Genomic DNA, 19,658 nt, shown 5'->3' on the forward strand with positions numbered 1-19,658 from the left:
GCTCGGTGGTCGCCGCCAGCCTGGTACCGGAGAACCGCAAGGCCTCGGCCGTGGCGCTGATGTTCACCGGCCTGACCCTGGCCAACGTGCTCGGCGTGCCGCTGGGCACCGCGCTCGGCCAGTACGCCGGCTGGCGTTCGACCTTCTGGGCCGTGACCGCCATCGGCATCGTCGCCTTTATCGGCCTGTGGCGCGTGCTGCCGAACAACCGCGAACAGGAGCCGGCCGATCTGCGCAGCGAACTGGCCGCCATGCGTGGCGCCGGACTGTGGCTGGCGCTGTCCACCACCGTGCTGTTCTCCGCCGCCGTATTCGCCCTGTTCACCTACATCGCGCCGCTGCTCGGCGAGGTCACCGGCGTGTCGCCACGCGGCATCACCTGGACCCTGCTGCTGATCGGCGTCGGCCTGACCCTCGGCAACCTGCTCGGCGGCCGCCTGGCCGACTGGAACCTGGCCACCGCGCTGGCCGGCATTCTGCTCAGCCTGGCCCTGCTCTCTTCGCTGGTGCGCTGGAGCAGCCCGCTGCTGATTCCGCTGGAGATCAACCTGCTGCTCTGGGCCATGGCCGCCTTCGCCGCCGTGCCGGCCCTGCAGGTCAACGTGATGAACTTCGGCCAGGCCGCACCCAACCTGGTGGCGACCCTCAACATCGGCGCCTTCAACCTGGGCAACGCCCTCGGCGCCTGGGTCGGCGGGCTGGTCATCGGCCACGGCCTGGGCCTGACCAGCGTACCGCTGGCCGCCGCTGCGCTGGCCGCCCTGGCGCTGATCGCCGCCCTGCTTACCGCATCCCTCGGCAGTCGCAGCAGCGCCGCCGAACCCCTGCTGGACTGACACACTGGAGACCGCACCATGACCACCATTTTCGACCCGATCAAGATCGGCAGTCTGGAACTGCCCAACCGCATCATCATGGCGCCGCTGACCCGCTGCCGCGCCGACGAAGGCCGCGTGCCCAACGCGCTGATGGCCGAGTACTACGTGCAACGTGCCAGCGCCGGCCTGATCCTCAGCGAGGCCACCTCGGTCACCCCGATGGGCGTCGGCTATCCGGACACCCCCGGCATCTGGTCGGAAGACCAGGTACGCGGCTGGCTCAACATCACCCGCGCCGTACACGCCAACGGCGGCCGCATCTTCCTGCAGCTGTGGCATGTCGGCCGTGTCTCCGACCCGATCTACCTGAACGGCGAGCTGCCGGTCGCCCCTAGTGCCATTGCGCCGGCCGGCCACGTCAGCCTGGTCCGTCCGATGAAGGGCTTCGAGACCCCGCGCGCCCTGGAAACCGAGGAAATCGCCGACATCGTCGAGGCCTACCGCCACGGTGCCGAGAACGCCAAGGCCGCCGGCTTCGATGGCGTGGAAGTGCACGGCGCCAACGGCTACCTGCTCGACCAGTTCCTGCAGAGCAGCACCAACCAGCGCACCGACCAGTACGGCGGCTCGATCGAGAACCGCGCACGCCTGCTGCTGGAAGTCACCGACGCGGCCATCTCCGTATGGGGCGCCGATCGCGTCGGCGTACACCTGGCACCACGCCGCGACAGCCACGACATGGGCGACGCCGATCCGCGCGAGACCTTCGGCTACGTCGCCCGCGAGCTGGGCAAGCGTGGCGTGGCCTTCATCTGCACCCGCGAGAAGGAAGGCGAAGACAGCCTGACCCCCTTCATCAAGGAGCAGTTCGGCGGCCTGGTGATCGCCAACGAGCGCTTCACCAAGGACCAGGCCAACACCTGGCTGGCCGAGGGCAAGGCCGATGCCGTGGCCTTCGGTATCCCCTTCATTGCCAACCCCGACCTGGTCGAGCGTCTGGCGAAGGACGCGCCGCTCAACGAAGCACGTCCGGAACTGTTCTATGCCCAGGGTCCAGTCGGCTACATCGACTACCCACGTCTGTAACCCAGGCTGGCACGACAAAAGCCCCGCTCTTGCGGGGCTTTTGCATTGCTGCGGGCAAAAAAAGACCGCTCATAGGGAGCGGTCTGAGGTAAGACGTCGATCAAAGGAGCACTAGGAATCAACGTCAGGAGGTCAGTGCGGCGCAGCGGCAAGCATGTCGCCACGCACGCGGCGTACAGGAGCGTGGATGCTGCGATCAGCAGGCCTGTCAGCGCGTGATCGAGCCGTCTCCGTAACGCGGCGCCATTCTAGGAATCACGCCAGAAGTAAAAAACCGCAGTTTCCGGGAATCACCATTGCCCATTTCGCAACAATCAGCGCGGTACAGCCCAGTGCGCGGCGTTCTCCAGAATCGCCTCGTCGGCGGCCAGCAGCGGCGGAAGCTCGGCCTTGAGGAAGTCCACCCAGGTCCTGATCTTGGCATCGAGAAAACGCCGCGACGGGTAAATCGCGTAGATGTTGCGCTGACGCAGGCGATGCTGCGGCAGCACGCGCAGCAGGCTGCCATCACGCATGGCCGAGGCGGCGACGAAGGATGGCAGCAGGCACACGCCCATGCCCGCCTGCGCGGCCCTGGCCAGGGATTCGGCGACGTTGACCTGGAAGCTCTCGCTGGGCAGCGGATCGAATTCGGTATCCATGCCGCCTTCGTAGATCGGGTCGAGCAGGCGCAGGTAGCGATGCTGCTGCAGGTCGGCCGGCTGCCGGGGCACGCCGTGCTTGCGCAGGTATTCCGGCGAGGCGCAGGCGACGCTGAACATCGGCCCGAGCAGCTGCGCCACCATCTGCGAGTTGGGCAGCTCGCGGGCGAAGGCGATGATCACGTCATGACCGTCCTCCAGCAGGTCCGGGGTGCGCTGCGACAGCGCCAGGTCCACCACCACGTCCGGGTACAGCTCGGAGTAACGGGCGATCAGCCCGGTCAGATGCTGCAGGCCGAGCCCGGTCATGCTGTGCACGCGCAGCCGCCCGCTGGGCGTGAGGTGCGCGCCACGGGCCTCGGCAGCGGCCTCGTCGACCTCGTCGAGAATCTGCCGGCAGCGCTGCAGGTAGCGCTCGCCCGCCTCGGTCAGCGCCAGGCGCCGCGTGGTGCGGTGCAGCAGGCGGGTCTGCAGCTGCTGCTCCAGCTCCGAGACCAGCCGCGATACCTGGGCGGTAGACAGATCCATGGCCTGGGCCGCGGCGGTGAAGCTGCCGGTATCTATCACCCGAACGAAGATGCGCATGCTGTGTAGCGTATCCATTGTTACCCCATCGGTAATGCTGATTCTCGGAAGGGCCAGATTATCCCCGTTTTGTAACCAAATATACTGCTGGTCACCTGCGAGCGGACCCGCGTCCCTCGCCCGTCTTTCCGCATTCGCGGACCTCCAAGGCTGCACATGACTCCTGACCAGAAATTCGCCCGCCGGGTACAGGCGGCCATCGTTCTATTCATCCTGCTGTTCGCCTATTTCCTGGCCGCGGACCTGTGGATGCCGATCACCCCGCAGGCCCAGCTGACCCGCCCGGTGCTGCGCATCGCGCCGCGCGTGGACGGCCAGGTACTGGAAGTCGCCGTAACCAACAACCAGCACGTGGCGGCCGGCCAGTTGCTGTTCCGTCTCGACCCAGAGCCTTTCCGCCTGGCGGTACGCGCCGCCGAACTGGAGCTGGAACAGGCCGGGCAGGACAACCAGCAGCTCGACGCCGCCATCGCCGCCGCCAAGGCAGACCGCAGCGCCGCCCAGGCCTCGGCCTGCGAGCTGCAGCGCGAGAGCGCGCGCCTCGGTCGCCTGGTGCAGAGCCAGCACGTGTCGCGCCAGCTGTTCGAGCAGACCGAGGCCGAGCGCCAGGCCGCCCAGGCCCGCCTGGTTGCCGCCGATGCGCGCATCCGCGAGCTGCTCGCCCAGCGCGGCGCCCAGGACGACGACAACCTGCGCCTGCGCCAGGCGCGCAACGCGCTCGATCTGGCCCGTCTGCAACTGCAGTACAGCGAGGTGCGCGCCGAGCGCGCCGGCACCCTGAGCAACCTGCAGCTGTCCGCCGGTGCTTTCCTGCATGCCGGCAATCCGGTGGCCGCACTGGTCGCCGACGAGGCCGACATCAGCGCCGACTTCCGCGAGAAGGCCCTGCGCTACGTGCGCCTGGAGGACCAGGCCTCGGTGGTGTTCGACGCCCTGCCCGGGCACATCTTCGCCGCCCGCGTCAGCGCCCTCGACGCCGGGGTCAAGGAGGGCCAGCTGGACGCCAACGGCGACCTGGCCGCGCCGGCGATCTCCGACCGCTGGGTGCGCGATGCCCAACGCCAGCGCCTGCACGTCAGCCTCAGCGAGCCGCTGCCCTTCAACCTGCCCAGCGGCGCCAAGGCCACCGTGCAGCTGTATCCGCACGACTCGCAGCTGGCCGACCTGTTCGGCCGCCTGCAGATCAACCTGATCAGCCTGCTGCACTATGTCTACTAAGGCGCAGGTGACCAAGGCCGCCAGCCGGCTCTCGGAGAACGATCTGCGCCAGTGCCTGCGCCTGGCCTGCGGCGGCACCCTGGGGCTGTTCATCTGCAAGCTGATGGGTTGGGACTACGGCTCGTTCTTCTGCGTCTACCCCATGCTCCTGCTCGGTCTGACGCCAGTCATCAATGCCCACGTGATCCGCCAGTTCCTCCTCCAGGCCGTGGTGGTGAGCCTGGAAGTGCTGCTGATCTACGGCCTGTTCGGCGACCGCCCGCTGCTGGTGGTGCCGCTGGTGTTCCTCGCCTTCTTCTGGCGCTTCCGCCTGATGGCCCAGGGCCCGCTGTTCATGTTCGGCGCCCTCGGCAGCGTGTTCCTCTCCATCCAGCTGCACTTCGGCAGCTATCCGGAGACCCACCTGTTCGACATGCTGACCAGCAACCTGGTGGCCGCCGTACAGACGGTGCTGATCGCCTGGCTGATGTTCTACCTGTTCCCTGACGCCGAACCACGTCCGCCGCGCCAGCCGCAGCCCAAGGACCTGCCCAGCCAGCGCCACGAGGCACTGCTGGGGGCGAGCATCGCCACCCTGTCATTCATCCTGTTCCAGAGCCTGGACCTCAAGGACTCGCTGTCGGCCCAAGTTGCCTCGATCCTGGTGCTGTTCCCCATGCACTGGAACGGCATCCGCTTCGCCGGGCGTATCCGTGCCCTCGGCACCCTGCTCGGCTGCGCCGTCGGCCTGCTCCTGCAGCTGGTGCTCTACAGCCACTACGACGTGCTGCCGCTGGTCACCCTGATGTACTGGACCGCCGCCTTCTGCTGCGCTCGCGTGCATGTGCTGGAGCATGCCCAGGGCATCGGCTTCGGAGCGCTGACCACCCTGGCCATCGTCTTCGGCCAGTACCTCACGCCGCAGCACGACGTGGTCTACTCCATCGCCTATCGCCTCAGCTCGGTGTGCGTGGCGGTGTTCTGCACCCTGGTCGCGGTGTTCGTCCTGCATCGCCTGTTCAACCGCTGGCCGAGCATCCGCCACGCCAGCCATGCCTGAGCCTGCCGGGCTGGGTATGATCCCTACACCTCCCGCCCATCTCACAGGAGACTCCCCATGCACAACGTACTGATCGCCGGCGCCTCGCGCGGTATCGGCCTGGGCCTGACCCGCGCCTGCCTGGAACGTGGCGACAAGGTCTACGCGGTGGCCAGGAACCCCAATGGCGAGGCCCTGGCCGAGCTGCAGCGCCAGTATCCGCAGCACCTGGTGCTGATCGCCGGCGACCTCACCGCCAGCGACGCTGCCCAGCACATCGAGGCTGCGCTGCAGGAGCCGCTCGACATCCTGTTGTTCAACGCCGGCATCATGGGCCCGCAGCATCAGGACGTGGCGCAGGCCAGCGCCGACGAAGTGGCCACCCTGTTCCTGACCAATGCCATCGCGCCCATGCGCCTGGCGCGCCAGCTGGCCGGACGAGTGCGCGCCGGTGGCGTGATTGCCTTCATGAGCTCGCAGATGGGCAGCGTGGCCCTGGCCCGTTCCGCCGCGATGCCGCTGTACGGCGCCAGCAAAGCCGCACTGAACAGCCTGCTGCAGAGCTGGGACCAGTCTGCCGAACGACCGCAGGCCAGCCTGCTGGCGCTGCATCCGGGCTGGGTGCGCACCGCGATGGGCGGCGACCAGGCTGACCTGGACGTCGACACCAGCGTCGCCGGCCTGCTCGCCACCGTCGGGGCACAGCTGGACCAGGGCGGCTGCCACTTCCTCGACTACCAGCAGCAGACGCTGCCCTGGTAACACTGACCGCCGCTTCATCCGCTGCCGCTTGCGCGGCAGTGCTGCGCTCTGGCTATGATCACAGCCCATGACCAACCAACCACCGCTCCGCCAACCCTGCCCACCCGGTGCCTGTGACTGCAGCCGCGACCAGCTGCTGGAAACACCTGGGGCGGACGTGCGCATCCTGCTGCTGACCCGCAGCGAGGAGAAGCGCCTGCTGGAGCGCCTGGAAAACCTCAAGAACCTGGACGACCTGCAGCACATGCAGCAGCGCATGTACGAGCAGCTCGGCATTCGCGTGGAAGTGGCGCCGGGTTTCAACGAGGTGCGCAGCATGCGCGGCATCGCCATCCAGGTCGCCGACCATCCCGGCCTGTGCCGCAAGACCCGCCAGGCCATCCCCGCCGCCATCCGCCGCGGCCTGGAGCGGCAGCCGGAGATTGCCTACCGGCTGCTGGACTCCCACGACCTGCTGGGCGGTCTCTGAGCGCAGGCTCACGCGCCTGCGCTCAGCCCGCCGCGCTTAGAAGAAGCCCAAGGGATTGATGTCGTAGCTCACCAGCAGGTTTTTGGTCTGCTGGTAGTGGTCGAGCATCATCTTGTGGGTTTCGCGGCCAACGCCGGACTTCTTGTAGCCACCGAAGGCAGCGTGCGCCGGGTACAGGTGGTAGCAGTTGGTCCACACCCGCCCGGCCTTGATGCCGCGTCCCATGCGCCAGGCGCGATTGATGTCGCGGGTCCACAGACCGGCACCAAGGCCGAACTCGGTGTCATTGGCGATGGCCAGCGCTTCCGCCTCGTCCCTGAAGGTGGTCACGCCCACCACCGGGCCGAAGATTTCCTCCTGGAACACGCGCATCTTGTTGTGACCCTTGAGCAGGGTCGGCTGGATGTAATAGCCGGTGGCGAGGCTACCCTCCAGCTTCTCCACGCCGCCGCCGGTGAGCACCTCGGCGCCCTCCTGCTGGGCGATCTGCAGGTAGGAGAGGATCTTGTCGAACTGCTGCTGCGAGGCCTGGGCGCCGACCATGGTCTCGGTGTCCAGCGGGTTGCCGCGCTTGATCGCCTGCACCTTCTTCATCACCTCAGCCATGAACGCCGGGTAGATGGATTCCTGCACCAGCGCCCGCGACGGGCAGGTGCACACCTCGCCCTGGTTGAAGAAGGCCAGCACCAGCCCCTCGGCGGCCTTCTCGATGAAGGCCGGCTCGGCCTGCATGATGTCCTCGAAGTAGATGTTCGGGCTCTTGCCGCCCAGCTCCACGGTGCTGGGGATGATGTTCTCCGCCGCGCACTTGAGGATGTGCGAGCCCACCGGGGTGGAGCCGGTGAAAGCAATCTTGGCGATGCGCTTGCTGGTGGCCAGCGCCTCGCCCGCCTCCTTGCCGAAGCCCTGCACCACGTTGAGCACACCCGGCGGCAGCAGGTCGCCGATCAGTTCCATCAGCACACTGATGCCCAGCGGGGTCTGCTCGGCCGGCTTGAGTACCACGCAGTTGCCGGCGGCCAGGGCCGGCGCCAGCTTCCAGGCGGCCATCAGCAGCGGGAAGTTCCACGGGATGATCTGCCCGACCACGCCCAGCGGCTCGTGGATGTGATAGGCCACAGTGCCGGCATCGATCTCCGCCGCACCGCCCTCCTGTGCGCGGATGCAGCCGGCGAAGTAGCGGAAATGATCGACGGCCAGCGGGATGTCGGCATTCAGCGTCTCACGCACCGCCTTGCCGTTGTCCCAGGTCTCGGTGACCGCCAGCAGTTCGAGGTTCTGCTCGATACGGTCGGCGATGCGCAGCAGCACGTTGGAGCGCTCCTGCGCACTGGTGCGGCCCCAGGCATCGGCGGCGGCATGCGCGGCGTCCAGCGCCTTGTCGATATCGGAGGCATCGGAACGGGGGAATTCGGCGATGGGCTGGCCGTTAACCGGCGAGGTATTGGTGAAGTACTGGCCCTTGAGCGGGGCGACGAACTCGCCACCGATGTAGTTGCCGTAGCGCGCCTTGAACGAAACGATGGCGCCGGCAGTTCCGGGTTGTGCGTAGATCATGACGATGGCCTCTCTTGTTAGTGACCGGCCACGCCCGGGCCGGAGAGTGCGGCGCGCAGCGCGAGCCGCATGGGTCCACTCTTGACTGACTTGGCCGGCCAAGTGTTGTTCACTTTCCCCGCTCTCGCCATGCGCCTAAGACCAAGGTCGATGCCGTCGGTCCGCCCAAAAACCAGCAACGAAAACGCCGCAACTGCTGGCGCGGTCGCGGCGTTTTCGTCAGGCAACTAGCGTAGGCGGCTACGCCTCAGAGCGAATCCAGATAACGCTCCACATCCAGCGCCGCCATGCAGCCGGCACCGGCCGAGGTGATGGCCTGGCGGTACACCGAGTCGGCCACATCGCCGGCGGCGAACACGCCGGGGATGCTGGTGGCGGTGGCATTACCATCGCGCCCGCCGTTGACCACCAGATAGCCATCCTTCAGTGCCAGCTGGCCCTCGAACAGCGAGGTGTTGGGCGTATGGCCGATGGCGACGAACAGGCCGTCGACCTGCAGATCGCTACTGGCGCCGTCGTTGTGCTTGAGGCGCACGCCGGTGACGCCGCTGTTGTCGCCCAGTACCTGGTCGACCTCGGCATTCAGGCGCAGCTCGATCTTGCCCTCGGCGATACGCGCCTGCAGCTTGTCCTGCAGGATCTTCTCGGCGCGGAAGGTCTCGCGGCGATGCACCAGGGTCACCTTGCTGGCGATATTGGCCAGGTACAGCGCCTCCTCCACGGCGGTATTGCCGCCGCCGACCACCGCCACCTCGCAGTTGCGGTAGAAGAAGCCATCGCAGGTGGCGCAGGCGGACACGCCCTTGCCCATGAACGCCTCTTCCGAGGGCAGGCCCAGGTAACGGGCGCTGGCGCCTGTGGCGATGATCAGCGCGTCGGCGGTGTAGGTGCCGCTGTCGCCAACCAGGGTGAAGGGCTTGCCGGCCAGGTCCACCGCGTTGATGTGGTCGTAGACGATCTCGGTCTCGAAGCGCTCGGCGTGCTTCTGCATGCGCTGCATCAGCGCCGGACCGGTCAGGCCATGCGGGTCGCCCGGCCAGTTGTCGACCTCGGTGGTGGTGGTCAGCTGGCCGCCGGCCTGGATGCCGGTGATCAGCAACGGCTTGAGGTTGGCGCGGGCGGCATACACGGCGGCGCTGTAACCGGCGGGACCGGAGCCGAGGATGATGACGCGGGCATGACGATTTGCGGACATGGCCAACTCCTGAAGAAAAAGGGACCGGCCCAGGCACTTGGGGAAGGCTTTGAAGAAGGGCGGTCCCGGCAAGTGGGATTGCTGGCAAGGCTACCGAGACGGCACTACCGGCGAAAATGCCCATTCTCAATTCGACCGATAGGGGCGGCCTATATTGGCCAGATAGACGCATTCCCTTGTCTATACTCGGGTCAATTGCCCTCCGCTCCGGATCGCCGACCGCATGACTCTGCGCAAACGCCTGTTCTGGCTGTTCGCCCCGTTGCTGCTGCTCGCGCTGGGCTTCGCCTATCTGTTGTCGCAGAGCCTCATCCTCAGCCGCTTCGACCGCCAGGACGCCGCCCTGCTGAATGCCGAGGCCCTGCGCCTGCAGGCGCTGCTCGACCACAACCTCAAGCGCAACCTCGATCTGGTGCTGAGCTACGCCAAGTGGGACGACACCTACGACTTCGTGCGCGGCCAACACCCGGACTACGTGCGCCGCAACATGGATCCGGAAGCGCTGCGGCAGATCAACTTCGACTTCATGCTGCTGCTCGACCTGAAGGGCCACGTGCTGGCCGAGCAATGGCTGCCGCCCGACCTGCCGGACATGGTGACCCTCGGCGACGAGCGACCGCGTGATCACCAGGCACTGCGCGACGCCATCCTCGAGCAGATCAGGCGCCTGCGCCAGCCGAAGCGCGAAGACCTGCGCGGGCAGATCGTGGTGGTCCAGGGCGTGCCCCTGGTGCTGGCCATGGGCGGCATCAGCAACAACCAGGACAGCCTGCCGAGCCTGGGCACCCTGGTGGCCGGGCACTTCATCGATGGCGAGCGCGCCGAGCTGCTACAGAGCCAGGTCAACGGCGCTCTGCGCCTGCTCCCACCGGACGCCGATCACGATGGCTGGCGGGTCCTGCCGACCATCGTCGAGGCCAACCTCAACCGCATCGAGATCAGCCCGCGACGAGCGCTCGACGAGAACCGCCAGCAACTGGACCTGCTGTTCCGCAATAGCCTGGGCGAGCCACAGCTGCTGATGGAGCTGACCCGCGAACGCCGCCTGTACCAGGAGGGACGCAAGGCCATCGGCATCTTCCTCGCCGAGGCCACCGGCGTAGGCCTGGTGGCCTGGGTGCTGATCTACCTCGGCCTGGAGTTCGGCATCCTGCGTCGGGTCTCGCGCATGCACCGCGACATTTCGGTGATCGGCCCGGAATCCAACCGCCAGCGCATTCGCGACAGTGGCAACGACGAGCTGGGCCGCCTGTCCCAGGAGGTCAATCGCATGCTCGAACGCCTGGAACAGAGCGAGACCCGCGACCGCGAGATTCTCGACGCCATCCAGGACGGATATTTCGAGCTGGACCACGACGGCCGCATCACCGCGCTCAACCGCGCGCTGTGCAGCATGCTCGGCTATGGCGAGGAGGAACTGCTGGGCAGCAGCTTCGAAGGGCTGATGGAGCAGGACGACCTGGAGCGCGCCGTCGACCAGCTCACCCGCGCCCACCAGAGCGGCGAAAACGTGCGATTCATCGCGCCGCTGCAGCGCCGTGACGGCAGCCGCGGCTATTACGAGACGCGCTTTTCGATCATCCACGACGGACAGAACGCCTTCGCCGGCTATCGCGGCATCATGCGCGACATCAGCGACCAGGTGGCCTACCAGAACCGCCTGCTGGACATGGCCTACACCGACCCCCTCACCGGCCTGCACAACCGCAAGGCGTTCACCGAGCAACTGCCGCTGGCCCTGGAGAAGACCCGACGCAACGGCGAGCAACTGGCGCTGATCTACCTCGATCTGGACCGCTTCAAGGAGGTCAACGACCGCTTCGGCCACGACGTCGGCGACCTGATGCTGCAGAGCATCGCCGAGCGCCTGCGCGGCGCCATGCGTCAGCCCGATCGGGTCTACCGCCTGGGCGGCGACGAATTCACCCTGATCGTCGCCGGCGGCACCGGCGAAGTGGCCCAGCGCGTGGCGCTGCGCCTGCTGGAAACGCTGAAGAAGCCGGTCCAGGTCGAGCAGCAGGTGATCGACTTTGTTACGCCGAGTATCGGCATCGCCCTCTACCCGGAACACGCGGACAACGCGGAGAGCCTGGTCAAGGCGGCCGACAGCGCCATGTACGAGGCCAAGCGCGAGCGCGGCCGCGCCTGCCTGTACCGCCCGCAGCGGCTTTCCTCGTCCCGGCAAAGTGGTTAAGGTCGGCGCTTTTCCACCCCAGCGGAGATCGCGATGTCCACGCCCGCCCTGTCCGGCTCCCAATACCTCGGCGAAGGCCTGAAGCTGGTGCTCAGCCCCGGCCTGCGCCTGTTCGTGCTGCTGCCGCTGACGATCAACGCCCTGCTGTTCATCGGCCTGATCGCCCTGGCCATGCAGCAGTTCGGCGGCTGGGTCGACAGCGTGATGCCCAGCCTGCCGAGCTGGCTGAGCTTCCTCGAATACATCCTCTGGCCGCTGTTCGTCCTGCTGGTGCTGGTGGTGATGTTCTTCACCTTCACCCTGCTGGCCAACATCATCGCCGCGCCTTTCAACGGCTTCCTCGCCGAGAAGGTGGAAGTGGTGGTGCGTGGCCGCGACGACTTCCCGGCCTTCAGCTGGGGCGAGCTGATGGCCATGGTGCCGCGCACCATCGGCCGCGAGCTGCGCAAGCTGGCGTACTTCCTGCCCCGCGCCATTCCCCTGCTGATCCTCACCTTCGTGCCGGTGCTCAACCTGGTGGCGGCGCCGCTGTGGATACTGTTCGGCGTGTGGATGATGGCCGTGCAGTACATCGACTACCCGGCGGACAACAACAAGCTGGGCTGGAACGAGATGCTGGCCTGGCTGCGCGAGAAGCGCTGGCAGAGCCTTGGCTTCGGCGGCGCCACCTACCTCGCGCTGATGATCCCCTTCGTCAACATCCTGGTGATGCCCGCCGCCGTGGCCGGCGCCACCCTGTTCTGGGTGCGCGAGCGCGACGTCACGCCCCAGTAATACAAGCGTCACCGCCGCTTCATGGTGCCCGTCCAGACTGGCACCATGAATGTCACAAGCCTGTACATCGCCCTGGTCAGCGAGACCTTCCCTCCCGAGGTGAACGGTGTGGCCAACACCCTCGGCCGCCTGTGCCAGGGCCTGCGTGAACGCGGCCATCATCTGCAGCTGGTGCGCCCGCGCCAGCCCGACGAGCAGAGCCAGGCCGACGACGACCTGCTGCTCACCCGCGGCTGGCCACTGCCCGGTTATGCCGGGCTGCAGTGGGGGCAATCGGCGCTGCACAAGCTGCTGCGCCGCTGGCAGCGCAAGCGCCCGGACGTGCTGTACATCGCCACCGAGGGCCCACTCGGCCTGTCCGCCCTGCGCGCCGCCCGACGCCTGGGGATTCCGGTGGTCAGCGGTTTCCACACCAACTTCCAGCAATACAGCGCGCACTACGGCTTCGGCCTGCTCAGCCGCCTGCTGACCGGCTATCTGCGCTGGTTCCACAACCGCTCGCGGCTGACCCTGGTGCCCAGCCCCAGCCAACGCCTGGAACTGCAACGGCGTGGCTTCAAGCGCCTGGAACTGCTGTCCCGCGGGGTCGACGGCCAACTGTTCCATCCGACCCGCCGTTCCGCCGAGCTGCGCGCGGCCTGGGGCCTGCAGGACGACGAGGTGGCCGTGGTGCATGTCGGCCGCCTGGCGGCGGAGAAGAATCTGCAGTTGCTGGTCCGTGCCTTCCGCCAGCTGCAACAGGACCTGCCACAGCGCCGCCTGCGCCTGGTCCTGGTCGGTGACGGCCCGCTGCGTGCACAACTGCAGGAGCAGCTGCCGGACGCCCTGTTCTGCGGCGTACAGCGTGGCGAGGCGCTGGCTGCGCATTACGCCAGCGGCGACATGTTCCTCTTCCCCAGCCTCTCCGAGACCTTCGGCAACGTGGTGCTGGAGGCGCTGGCCTCGGGCCTGGCCGTGGTCGCCTTCGACCAGGCCGCGGCGGCCCAGCATATTCGCCACGGGCACAACGGCGCCCTAGCCAGCCCCGGTGACGAGCAGGCCTTCATCGACGCCGCGCACTGGCTGCTGGAAGACCCCGAGACCCTGCGCCGGGTCCGCCTGAATGCCCGCCAGCACGCCGGCAAGCAGGGCTGGGCGGCGATAGTCGAGCAGTTCGAGGCTTACCTGCAGCTGGCCCGGAGCACGCCGGAAGCGTCGGCCGCAGCGGCCTGAGATTGTTGCGGGCATAAAAAAGCCCCGGTGTGCCGGGGCTGGAAAAGGTCCGCCGAAGCGGACCCGGGGTAATGCATCAGACCAGGGTCTTCAGGGCTTCGCGGCTGAACGGCAGGATGTCGCTCTCGCGGCCATCGCGCACCTTCACCGCCCAATCCGGGTCGACCAGCAGGGCACGGCCCACAGCCACCAGGTCGAACTCCTGCTTGTTCAGGCGCTCCAGCAGCTTCTCCAGGCTGGCCGGCTCGGCCACCTTGTCGGTGTTGACCATGAACTGCAGGAACTCGCCGTCCAGGCCGACGCTGCCCACGGTGATGGTCGGCTTGCCGGTCAGCTGGCGGGTCCAGCCAGCCAGGTTCAGGTCGCTACCTTCGAACTCCGGCTCCCAGAAGCGACGGGTCGAGCAGTGGAAGATGTCCACGCCGGCATCGGCCAGCGGCTTGAGGAAGGCGCCCAGCTCCTCGGCGGTCTGTACCAGACGCGCGGTGTAGTCCTGCTGCTTCCACTGCGAGAAGCGGAAGATGATCGGGAAGTCCGGGCCAACAGCGGCGCGTACGGCCTGGATCAGCTCGATGGCGAAGCGCGAACGCTGGGCCAGGTCGCCACCGTATTCGTCGGTGCGCTTGTTGCTGCCTTCCCAGAAGAACTGGTCGACCAGGTAGCCGTGGGCGCCGTGGATTTCCACGCCGTCCATGCCGATGGCCTTGGCGTCGCGGGCGGCCTGGGCGAAGGCGGCGATCACTTCTTCGATGTCCTGCTTGGTCATGCCGTGAACCACGACATTGCCTTCCTTGATCTTCTCGCTCGGGCCAAAGCCCGGCACGCTGGCGTCCGGCTCGGTGCCGGCCTTGCGTACGTTGCCCACGTGCCACAGCTGCGGAACGATCTTGCCGCCTTCGGCGTGCACCGCGTCGACCACCTCTTTCCAGCCGGCCAGGGCGTCCTCACCGTAGAAGCGCGGCACGTGCGGGTAGCCGTTGGCGGCCTTGTGACCGACGGTGGTGCCTTCGGTAACGATCAGGCCGACGCCGGCCGCGGCGCGGCGACGATAGTACTCGACCACCTGGGCGCCCGGTACGCCGCCCGGGGAGAAGGAACGGGTCATCGGTGCCATCACCACGCGGGTCGGCAGCTCCAGGTTACCCAGGCGGAAGGGTTCGAACAGGGCTTTAACGGTCATGGATTCTCCTTGGGGCCGGCCAACTGACCGGTCGTCTCGTCGATAGGCAAAAAAGGGATCAGGGCCGCAACAGCAGCTCCAGACGGTGAATGAAGGCTTCCAGCGGCTGCAGGCTGCGGCCGACCTTGAGGCGCGCCAGCACGCCCTGCCAAGCGTTGGAAATGAAGGTCGCCAGGTTCTCGCAATCCTCGTCGGCGGCCAGCTCGCCGGCGGCGCGCGCCTGCTCCAGACAGTCACGCAGGATGTCCACCGAGGCCTGCTGGATGCGTTCCACTTCGGCGCCGATGGCCGGCAGTACTTCGCTCATCTCGAAGCTCAGGCTGCCGATGAAGCAGTGGCACTCGGGCTGCTCCTGGCGCGAGAAATGCGCCAGCAGCTCGCGGTAGTAACCGAGGATGCGCGCGCTGGGGCTCAGCGCCGAATTACCCAGGGCCTCGGTGTAGCGCAGCAGGCGCGGCTGGTAGACGAACTCCAGGGCCTGCAGGGCGAAGTCTTCCTTGCTGGCGAAGTAGTGATAGAAGCTGCCCTTGGGGATGCCGGCGGCCTGGACGATCTCCATTACACCGGTGCCGTGATAGCCACGGCGCGTCATCACCTCCGAGCCCTTGGCCAGGATCAGGTCACGCTTGTCGAGTCGGATGCTGCTGTTCATGGCGCGCAGCATATGACCGGTCGTCTCGCCCCGCCCAGCACTATTGATTTCGGTGATTGTGATTCAGAAGCAGGCGGACTCTCCGGCGCCCTGGACCGCTTGACAGCCCGGGTATGCTCTTAGCAAACACAAGCCATTCGAGGAGCGCCGCATGCATCGCGACGAGGTCACGGAGATATTCCAGCAACAGGCCGCCCACTACGACAGCCAGTGGGCGAAGACGGCGCCGATTCGCCACTGCCTGCACCTGCTGGTCGACTCGCTGTTCGCCGAGCTACCGGCCGATGCGCGCATCCTCTGCGTCGGCGTCGGTACCGGTACGGAGATGGCCCACCTGGCGCAGCAGAACCCAGGCTGGCACTTCACTGCGGTGGAGCCCTCCGCCGCCATGCTCGAGGTCTGCCAGCAGCGGGCGGTGCAGGAAGGCTTCGCCGCGCGCTGCAATTTCCACGAGGGCTATCTGGAATCGCTGCCGGCTACCGAGGCGCACGACGCGGCCATCTGCTTTCTAGTCTCGCAGTTCATTCTCGAGCCGCAGGCACGTTCCGCCTTCTTCGCCGAGATCGCCGAGCGCCTCAAGCCGGGCGGCTTACTCGCCAGCTCCGACCTGGCCGCCGACGTGAACTCGGCCGAATACGAGGTGCTGCTAGCCGCCTGGATGAACATGATGGCGGCCGCCGAGGTTTCGCCGGAGGCCATGGCGCGCATGCGCCAGGCCTACGCCAGGGATGTCGGCGTGCTGTCGCCGCAGCGCACAGCCGCGATCATCGCCGCCGGTGGTTTCGCCCTGCCGGTACCGTTCTTCCAGGCCGGACTGATCCACGCCTGGCTGTCGCGACGCGCCTGAGCCGCAAACAGCGCTAGAGCCAGGTGACGTGCTGCTCCAGCGGAAAGCGCAGGCGCGGGTTGTACACGCCCTTCTCTCCCTGCCGGCCGACCGCCAGCAGCATGATCGGGATGGCCGCCCGCGGGATATCCAGCACCTTGCGCAAGCGCACCTCATCGAAGCCCTCCATCGGGCAGGTCGCGTAGCCGTGGCTCTGGAACGCCAGCATCAGGTTTTCTGCGGCCAGGGCCGTCGACTTCACCGCCCAGATGCGCATGTCGGCCTGGCTGTTGGGCTTGCGCATCAGTGGCTTGCGCAGCGCCGCCAGGCGTACCAACTGGCGCTTGAACAGGCCGAGCAGGCCCAGCGGGCCCTGGTTGTACTGGAACGGTGCGGTCTTGGCGTAGAAGTGGCGGATGCGCTGCGGCACCTCGGGCTCGGGCCAGTACTCGACCATGTTGGCGCAGGCCTGCTTCCAGGTATCCGGGCGCGCCAGCACGGCGATCAGCAGCGGAGCCTTGGCGGCGTTCTGGCTCATGCACACCGGGTGCAGGCGCGCCAACAATGCCGGATCGCGGATCACCTGGAAGCTCCAGGGCTGCAGGTTGCAGGAGTTGGGCGCGAGCACGGCCAGTTCCAGGCAGTCGCGGATCACCGCATCCGGTACCGGCTCAGCGCTGAAACGGCGCACCGAACGGCGGCTTTCGATCAGCGCGCGTAGCGCGGCAGGCGAAGCCGTGGGGCTGAGATCATCGGGGGCGAAGCTGGTCATGGTGGCCTCCTCGGCGCTTGCCTGGGATTAGGCAACCGCCAGCGCGAGGGGGCAAGTCAGCGGCCGGGAACGGCCTGGCAATTGGCGCAATAGGCCGCTCAGCCCAGTGCGCTTTCGATGGCCTGGAGCAGCGCCGGATCGTCCGGCGTGGTGCGCGGCGAGAAGCGCGCCAGCACGCGGCCGTCGCGGCCGACGAGAAACTTCTCGAAGTTCCAGGTGATGTCACCGGGGAACTCGGCGCCCTCGCCCGCCAGCAGGCGATACAGCGGGTGGCGGCCGGGGCCGTTGACCTCCAGCTTGCTGCCCAGCGGGAAGGTCACCCCGTAGTTGAGGCTGCAGAATTCGCGGATCTCATCCTCGCTACCCGGCTCCTGGCCGGCGAACTGGTTGCACGGCAGGCCGAGCACGGTGAAGCCGCGCCCCTGGTACTCCTGCTGCAGCTTCTCCAGCCCGGCATATTGCGGGGTCAGGCCACACTTGGAGGCCACGTTGACCACCAGCACTATCTGGCCCTTGTAGGGCGCCAATGGCAGTTCCTGGCCATCCAGCGCACGCAGATTGAGATCATGAAAGGCACTCATGACAGACTCCTTGAGTATCCATAGCGGACAAAAAAGGCGCCCGTGGGCGCCTTTTCGGTTAGCTGAGCTTAGCAGCCGGGGCCGAGCTTGGAACGACCATAAGTCGTATTGCTCGGCCAGATCACAGATCAGTGATGGTGGCCGCCTTCGCCATGGATGTGACCATGGGCGATCTCTTCGGCGTTGGCTTCACGCACGCTGACAACCTTGACCTGGAAGTTCAGGCGCTGGCCGGCCAGCGGGTGGTTGCCGTCGACGATCACGTCGTCGCCGTCGATGTCGCGGATGGTGACGATCTGCATGCCGCCGTCCGGACCGGAAGCGTGGAACTGCATGCCAACGGCCAGTTCGTCGACGCCTTCGAACATGCTGCGGTTCAGGGTGGCAACCAGCTCGGCGCTGTATTCGCCGTAGGCTTCGGTCGGCTCGATGGCTACGCTCAGCTCGTCACCGGCCTGCTTGCCTTCCAGGGCCTTTTCCAGACCGACGATGATGTTGCCTGCACCGTGCAGGTACACCAGCGGGGCGCCGCCGGCGGAGCTGTCGATCACCTCACCGGCATCGTTGGTCAGGGTATAGTCGATGGACACGGCCTTGTTGGCGGCGATCTGCATGGAGGGACAACCTTTGCAAGAGAATGGAAAGGTGCCAAGTCTAACCGTCACGCCTGCCGAAAGCGACCGCAGCACTGACGGACGGGCCCGGCTGCTGGGTTTCCACCAGGACGAGGACGGCCACTGGGTGGCGGACCTGTCCTGCGGCCATACGCAGCACCTGCGCCACCAACCACCGTGGCAGAATCGAGCCTGGGTCACCGACCCCGAGCAGCGTCAGCGCCACCTGGGCCAGCCTTTCGCCTGTGGCTGGTGCGCCGCCGAACGGGTAGAGCACGTGGATAAGGAATAGTCATGCCGGCACGCAATATCCTGGTCATCAACTGTGGCAGTTCGTCGATCAAGTTCGCCCTGGTCAACGAGGCCCATTCGCAGTTCACCCTGAGCGGCCTGGCCGAGCGCCTGGGCAGCCCGGATGCGGTGCTGCACTGGCAGCGCGGAGGCGAGAAGGACAGCCTGATGCTGCCCAACGGCGACCACCGCGCCGCGCTGCATCAACTGCTACCGCTGGTGCAGGGCGCCGCCGGTGGCAAGCTGCACGGCATCGGCCATCGCGTGGTGCATGGCGGCGAGCAGTTCACCGCCGCCTGCCGCATCGACGCCCACAGCCTGCAGGCAATCCGAGCCACCGCGCCACTGGCGCCGCTGCACAACCCGGCCAACCTGCAGGGCATCGAGGCGGCGCTCAAGCTGTTCCCCAATCTGACCCAGGTGGCAGTGTTCGACACTGCCTTCCACCAGAGCCTGCCCGAGCACGCCTACCGCTATGCGGTGCCGGAGCACCTGTACCGCGAGCACGGCGTGCGCCGCTATGGCTTCCACGGCACCAGCCACCGCTATGTCAGCCGCCGCGCGGCGGAGATGGCCGGGCTGTCCAGCGGCGACAGCAGCTGGCTGTCCGCGCACCTGGGCAACGGCAGCTCCACCTGCGCCATCGTCGACGGCCAGAGCCGCGACACCAGCATGGGCCTGACTCCGCTGGAAGGCCTGGTGATGGGCACCCGCAGTGGCGATGTCGACCCCAATCTGCACGGCCACCTGGCCCGCACCCTGGGCTGGAGCCTGGAACAGATCGACAGCATGCTGAACAAGGACAGCGGCCTGCTCGGCCTGTCCGGCCTGTCCAACGACATGCGCAGCCTGGAGCAGGCGCGCGAACAGGGCCACCCCGGCGCAACCCTGGCCATCGAGGTGTTCTGCTATCGCCTGGCCAAGTCGCTGGCCTCCATGAGCTGCGCCCTGCCCCAGCTCGACGGGCTGATCTTCACTGGCGGCATCGGCGAGAACTCGCCATTGATCCGCAGCAAGACGGTGGCGCACCTCAAGCTGTTCAATCTCGCCCTCGACAAGGAGGCCAACGCCCGCTGCATCCGCGGCGTCGCCGGCGCCATCCAGGCCCACGGCCACCCACGGGTGCTGGTGGTGCCGACCAACGAGGAACGGCAGATCGCCCTCGACACCCTGGCCCTGCTCACCGCCTGACAGTGATCGGCAAGAACCAAGG

At 67.0% G+C, this 19,658-nt stretch carries 20 protein-coding genes; 12 read left to right on the forward strand and 8 right to left on the reverse strand.

The annotated features are described in order from the left end of the window. Positions 1-836: MFS transporter (locus IP89_RS00265; RefSeq protein ID WP_043306887.1), on the forward strand; the 836-nt coding region annotated here is incomplete at its 5' end. Positions 837-854: 18 nt separating this feature from the next. Beyond that, positions 855-1,904 (forward strand): alkene reductase, encoded by a 1,050-nt coding sequence (locus IP89_RS00270; RefSeq protein WP_043306888.1) that lies wholly within the window; start codon positions 855-857, stop codon positions 1,902-1,904. Positions 1,905-2,218: 314 nt separating this feature from the next. Here the strand turns inward: IP89_RS00270 and IP89_RS00275 are convergent, their stop codons facing one another. Then, positions 2,219-3,148, reverse strand: a complete 930-nt coding sequence (locus tag IP89_RS00275) for a LysR family transcriptional regulator (protein WP_043306889.1) — start codon at positions 3,146-3,148, stop codon at positions 2,219-2,221. Positions 3,149-3,286: 138 nt separating this feature from the next. On the opposite strand from IP89_RS00275, the gene IP89_RS00280 reads away from it, so the two are divergent. From IP89_RS00280 to IP89_RS00295, 4 genes are all read left to right on the forward strand, one after another. Continuing rightward, a complete protein-coding gene (locus tag IP89_RS00280) occupies positions 3,287-4,348 on the forward strand; it encodes an HlyD family secretion protein (protein WP_043306890.1) in 1,062 nt (353 codons plus the stop codon). 7 nt (positions 4,349-4,355) lie between these two features. Continuing rightward, positions 4,356-5,387 (forward strand): DUF2955 domain-containing protein, encoded by a 1,032-nt coding sequence (locus IP89_RS00285; protein ID WP_043306891.1) that lies wholly within the window; start codon positions 4,356-4,358, stop codon positions 5,385-5,387. A gap of 57 nt (positions 5,388-5,444) precedes the next feature. Beyond that, positions 5,445-6,128, forward strand: a complete 684-nt coding sequence (locus tag IP89_RS00290) for an SDR family oxidoreductase (protein ID WP_043306892.1) — start codon at positions 5,445-5,447, stop codon at positions 6,126-6,128. A gap of 67 nt (positions 6,129-6,195) precedes the next feature. Beyond that, on the forward strand, positions 6,196-6,597 hold the full coding sequence (locus IP89_RS00295) for a hypothetical protein (protein ID WP_043306893.1): 402 nt from the start codon (positions 6,196-6,198) through the stop codon (positions 6,595-6,597). 36 nt (positions 6,598-6,633) lie between these two features. Here IP89_RS00295 and IP89_RS00300 read toward each other — a convergent pair whose 3' ends face one another. Beyond that, a complete protein-coding gene (locus IP89_RS00300) occupies positions 6,634-8,154 on the reverse strand; it encodes an aldehyde dehydrogenase family protein (RefSeq protein WP_043306894.1) in 1,521 nt (506 codons plus the stop codon). A gap of 247 nt (positions 8,155-8,401) precedes the next feature. Further along, on the reverse strand, positions 8,402-9,349 hold the full coding sequence (gene trxB / locus IP89_RS00305) for a thioredoxin-disulfide reductase (protein ID WP_043306895.1): 948 nt from the start codon (positions 9,347-9,349) through the stop codon (positions 8,402-8,404). A gap of 223 nt (positions 9,350-9,572) precedes the next feature. Here trxB and IP89_RS00310 point away from each other — a divergent pair, with 223 nt between their 5' ends. The 3 genes from IP89_RS00310 to IP89_RS00320 are packed head-to-tail and all read left to right on the forward strand — an operon-like array spanning position 9,573 to position 13,529. Continuing rightward, the gene (locus IP89_RS00310; protein WP_043306896.1) at positions 9,573-11,543 is read left to right on the forward strand and encodes a diguanylate cyclase domain-containing protein; all 1,971 of its coding nucleotides are present in this window, start codon (positions 9,573-9,575) and stop codon (positions 11,541-11,543) included. Between the two features lie 33 nt (positions 11,544-11,576). Continuing rightward, positions 11,577-12,317: a sulfate transporter CysZ gene (gene cysZ / locus IP89_RS00315; RefSeq protein ID WP_043306897.1), complete on the forward strand. Its 741-nt coding sequence runs from the start codon at positions 11,577-11,579 to the stop codon at positions 12,315-12,317. A gap of 21 nt (positions 12,318-12,338) precedes the next feature. Continuing rightward, positions 12,339-13,529 carry a glycosyltransferase family 1 protein gene (locus tag IP89_RS00320; protein ID WP_043306898.1) on the forward strand — a complete coding sequence of 397 codons (1,191 nt, stop codon included), beginning with the start codon at positions 12,339-12,341 and terminating at the stop codon, positions 13,527-13,529. 76 nt (positions 13,530-13,605) lie between these two features. Here IP89_RS00320 and IP89_RS00325 read toward each other — a convergent pair whose 3' ends face one another. Further along, positions 13,606-14,709 (reverse strand): NADH:flavin oxidoreductase, encoded by a 1,104-nt coding sequence (locus IP89_RS00325; protein ID WP_043306899.1) that lies wholly within the window; start codon positions 14,707-14,709, stop codon positions 13,606-13,608. A 58-nt stretch (positions 14,710-14,767) separates the two neighbouring features. Next, on the reverse strand, positions 14,768-15,373 hold the full coding sequence (locus IP89_RS00330; protein ID WP_043306900.1) for a TetR/AcrR family transcriptional regulator: 606 nt from the start codon (positions 15,371-15,373) through the stop codon (positions 14,768-14,770). A 139-nt stretch (positions 15,374-15,512) separates the two neighbouring features. Here IP89_RS00330 and IP89_RS00335 point away from each other — a divergent pair, with 139 nt between their 5' ends. After that, positions 15,513-16,208 (forward strand): class I SAM-dependent methyltransferase, encoded by a 696-nt coding sequence (locus IP89_RS00335; protein ID WP_043306901.1) that lies wholly within the window; start codon positions 15,513-15,515, stop codon positions 16,206-16,208. 13 nt (positions 16,209-16,221) lie between these two features. On the opposite strand, the gene IP89_RS00340 is transcribed toward IP89_RS00335, so the two are convergent. The 3 genes from IP89_RS00340 to IP89_RS00350 form a co-directional block, all read right to left on the reverse strand. After that, a complete protein-coding gene (locus IP89_RS00340; RefSeq protein WP_043306902.1) occupies positions 16,222-16,959 on the reverse strand; it encodes a nitroreductase family protein in 738 nt (245 codons plus the stop codon). 98 nt (positions 16,960-17,057) lie between these two features. Further along, the gene (locus tag IP89_RS00345; protein ID WP_043306903.1) at positions 17,058-17,540 is read right to left on the reverse strand and encodes a glutathione peroxidase; all 483 of its coding nucleotides are present in this window, start codon (positions 17,538-17,540) and stop codon (positions 17,058-17,060) included. Between the two features lie 128 nt (positions 17,541-17,668). Continuing rightward, positions 17,669-18,154 (reverse strand): peptidylprolyl isomerase, encoded by a 486-nt coding sequence (locus IP89_RS00350; RefSeq protein ID WP_043306904.1) that lies wholly within the window; start codon positions 18,152-18,154, stop codon positions 17,669-17,671. Here IP89_RS00350 and IP89_RS22865 point away from each other — a divergent pair. After that, entirely contained in the window at positions 18,123-18,446 is a 324-nt protein-coding gene (locus IP89_RS22865) for a DUF3565 domain-containing protein (RefSeq protein ID WP_081963133.1), read from the forward strand. The genes IP89_RS00350 and IP89_RS22865 overlap by 32 nt on opposite strands. 2 nt (positions 18,447-18,448) lie before the next feature. Then, the gene (locus IP89_RS00360; protein WP_043306906.1) at positions 18,449-19,636 is read left to right on the forward strand and encodes an acetate kinase; all 1,188 of its coding nucleotides are present in this window, start codon (positions 18,449-18,451) and stop codon (positions 19,634-19,636) included. The last annotated feature ends 22 nt before the right edge of the window (positions 19,637-19,658 follow it).

Origin of the sequence: Pseudomonas sp. ML96 (assembly GCF_000761545.1) — a bacterium.
Lineage (GTDB): Bacteria > Pseudomonadota > Gammaproteobacteria > Pseudomonadales > Pseudomonadaceae > Aquipseudomonas.

Excerpts from the sequence above, each read along its gene's own strand:
- IP89_RS00270 (WP_043306888.1), top strand. The coding sequence starts at position 855 with ATGACCACCATTTTCGACCCGATCAAGATCGGCAGTCTGGAACTGCCC.
- IP89_RS00275 (WP_043306889.1), bottom strand. The coding sequence starts at position 3,148 with ATGGATACGCTACACAGCATGCGCATCTTCGTTCGGGTGATAGATACC.
- IP89_RS00280 (WP_043306890.1), top strand. The coding sequence starts at position 3,287 with ATGACTCCTGACCAGAAATTCGCCCGCCGGGTACAGGCGGCCATCGTT.
- IP89_RS00290 (WP_043306892.1), top strand. The coding sequence starts at position 5,445 with ATGCACAACGTACTGATCGCCGGCGCCTCGCGCGGTATCGGCCTGGGC.
- IP89_RS00295 (WP_043306893.1), top strand. The coding sequence starts at position 6,196 with ATGACCAACCAACCACCGCTCCGCCAACCCTGCCCACCCGGTGCCTGT.
- IP89_RS00300 (WP_043306894.1), bottom strand. The coding sequence starts at position 8,154 with ATGATCTACGCACAACCCGGAACTGCCGGCGCCATCGTTTCGTTCAAG.
- trxB (WP_043306895.1), bottom strand. The coding sequence starts at position 9,349 with ATGTCCGCAAATCGTCATGCCCGCGTCATCATCCTCGGCTCCGGTCCC.
- IP89_RS00310 (WP_043306896.1), top strand. The coding sequence starts at position 9,573 with ATGACTCTGCGCAAACGCCTGTTCTGGCTGTTCGCCCCGTTGCTGCTG.
- cysZ (WP_043306897.1), top strand. The coding sequence starts at position 11,577 with ATGTCCACGCCCGCCCTGTCCGGCTCCCAATACCTCGGCGAAGGCCTG.
- IP89_RS00320 (WP_043306898.1), top strand. The coding sequence starts at position 12,339 with ATGGTGCCCGTCCAGACTGGCACCATGAATGTCACAAGCCTGTACATC.
- IP89_RS00325 (WP_043306899.1), bottom strand. The coding sequence starts at position 14,709 with ATGACCGTTAAAGCCCTGTTCGAACCCTTCCGCCTGGGTAACCTGGAG.
- IP89_RS00330 (WP_043306900.1), bottom strand. The coding sequence starts at position 15,373 with ATGCTGCGCGCCATGAACAGCAGCATCCGACTCGACAAGCGTGACCTG.
- IP89_RS00335 (WP_043306901.1), top strand. The coding sequence starts at position 15,513 with ATGCATCGCGACGAGGTCACGGAGATATTCCAGCAACAGGCCGCCCAC.
- IP89_RS00340 (WP_043306902.1), bottom strand. The coding sequence starts at position 16,959 with ATGACCAGCTTCGCCCCCGATGATCTCAGCCCCACGGCTTCGCCTGCC.
- IP89_RS00345 (WP_043306903.1), bottom strand. The coding sequence starts at position 17,540 with ATGAGTGCCTTTCATGATCTCAATCTGCGTGCGCTGGATGGCCAGGAA.
- IP89_RS22865 (WP_081963133.1), top strand. The coding sequence starts at position 18,123 with ATGGACACGGCCTTGTTGGCGGCGATCTGCATGGAGGGACAACCTTTG.
- IP89_RS00350 (WP_043306904.1), bottom strand. The coding sequence starts at position 18,154 with ATGCAGATCGCCGCCAACAAGGCCGTGTCCATCGACTATACCCTGACC.
- IP89_RS00360 (WP_043306906.1), top strand. The coding sequence starts at position 18,449 with ATGCCGGCACGCAATATCCTGGTCATCAACTGTGGCAGTTCGTCGATC.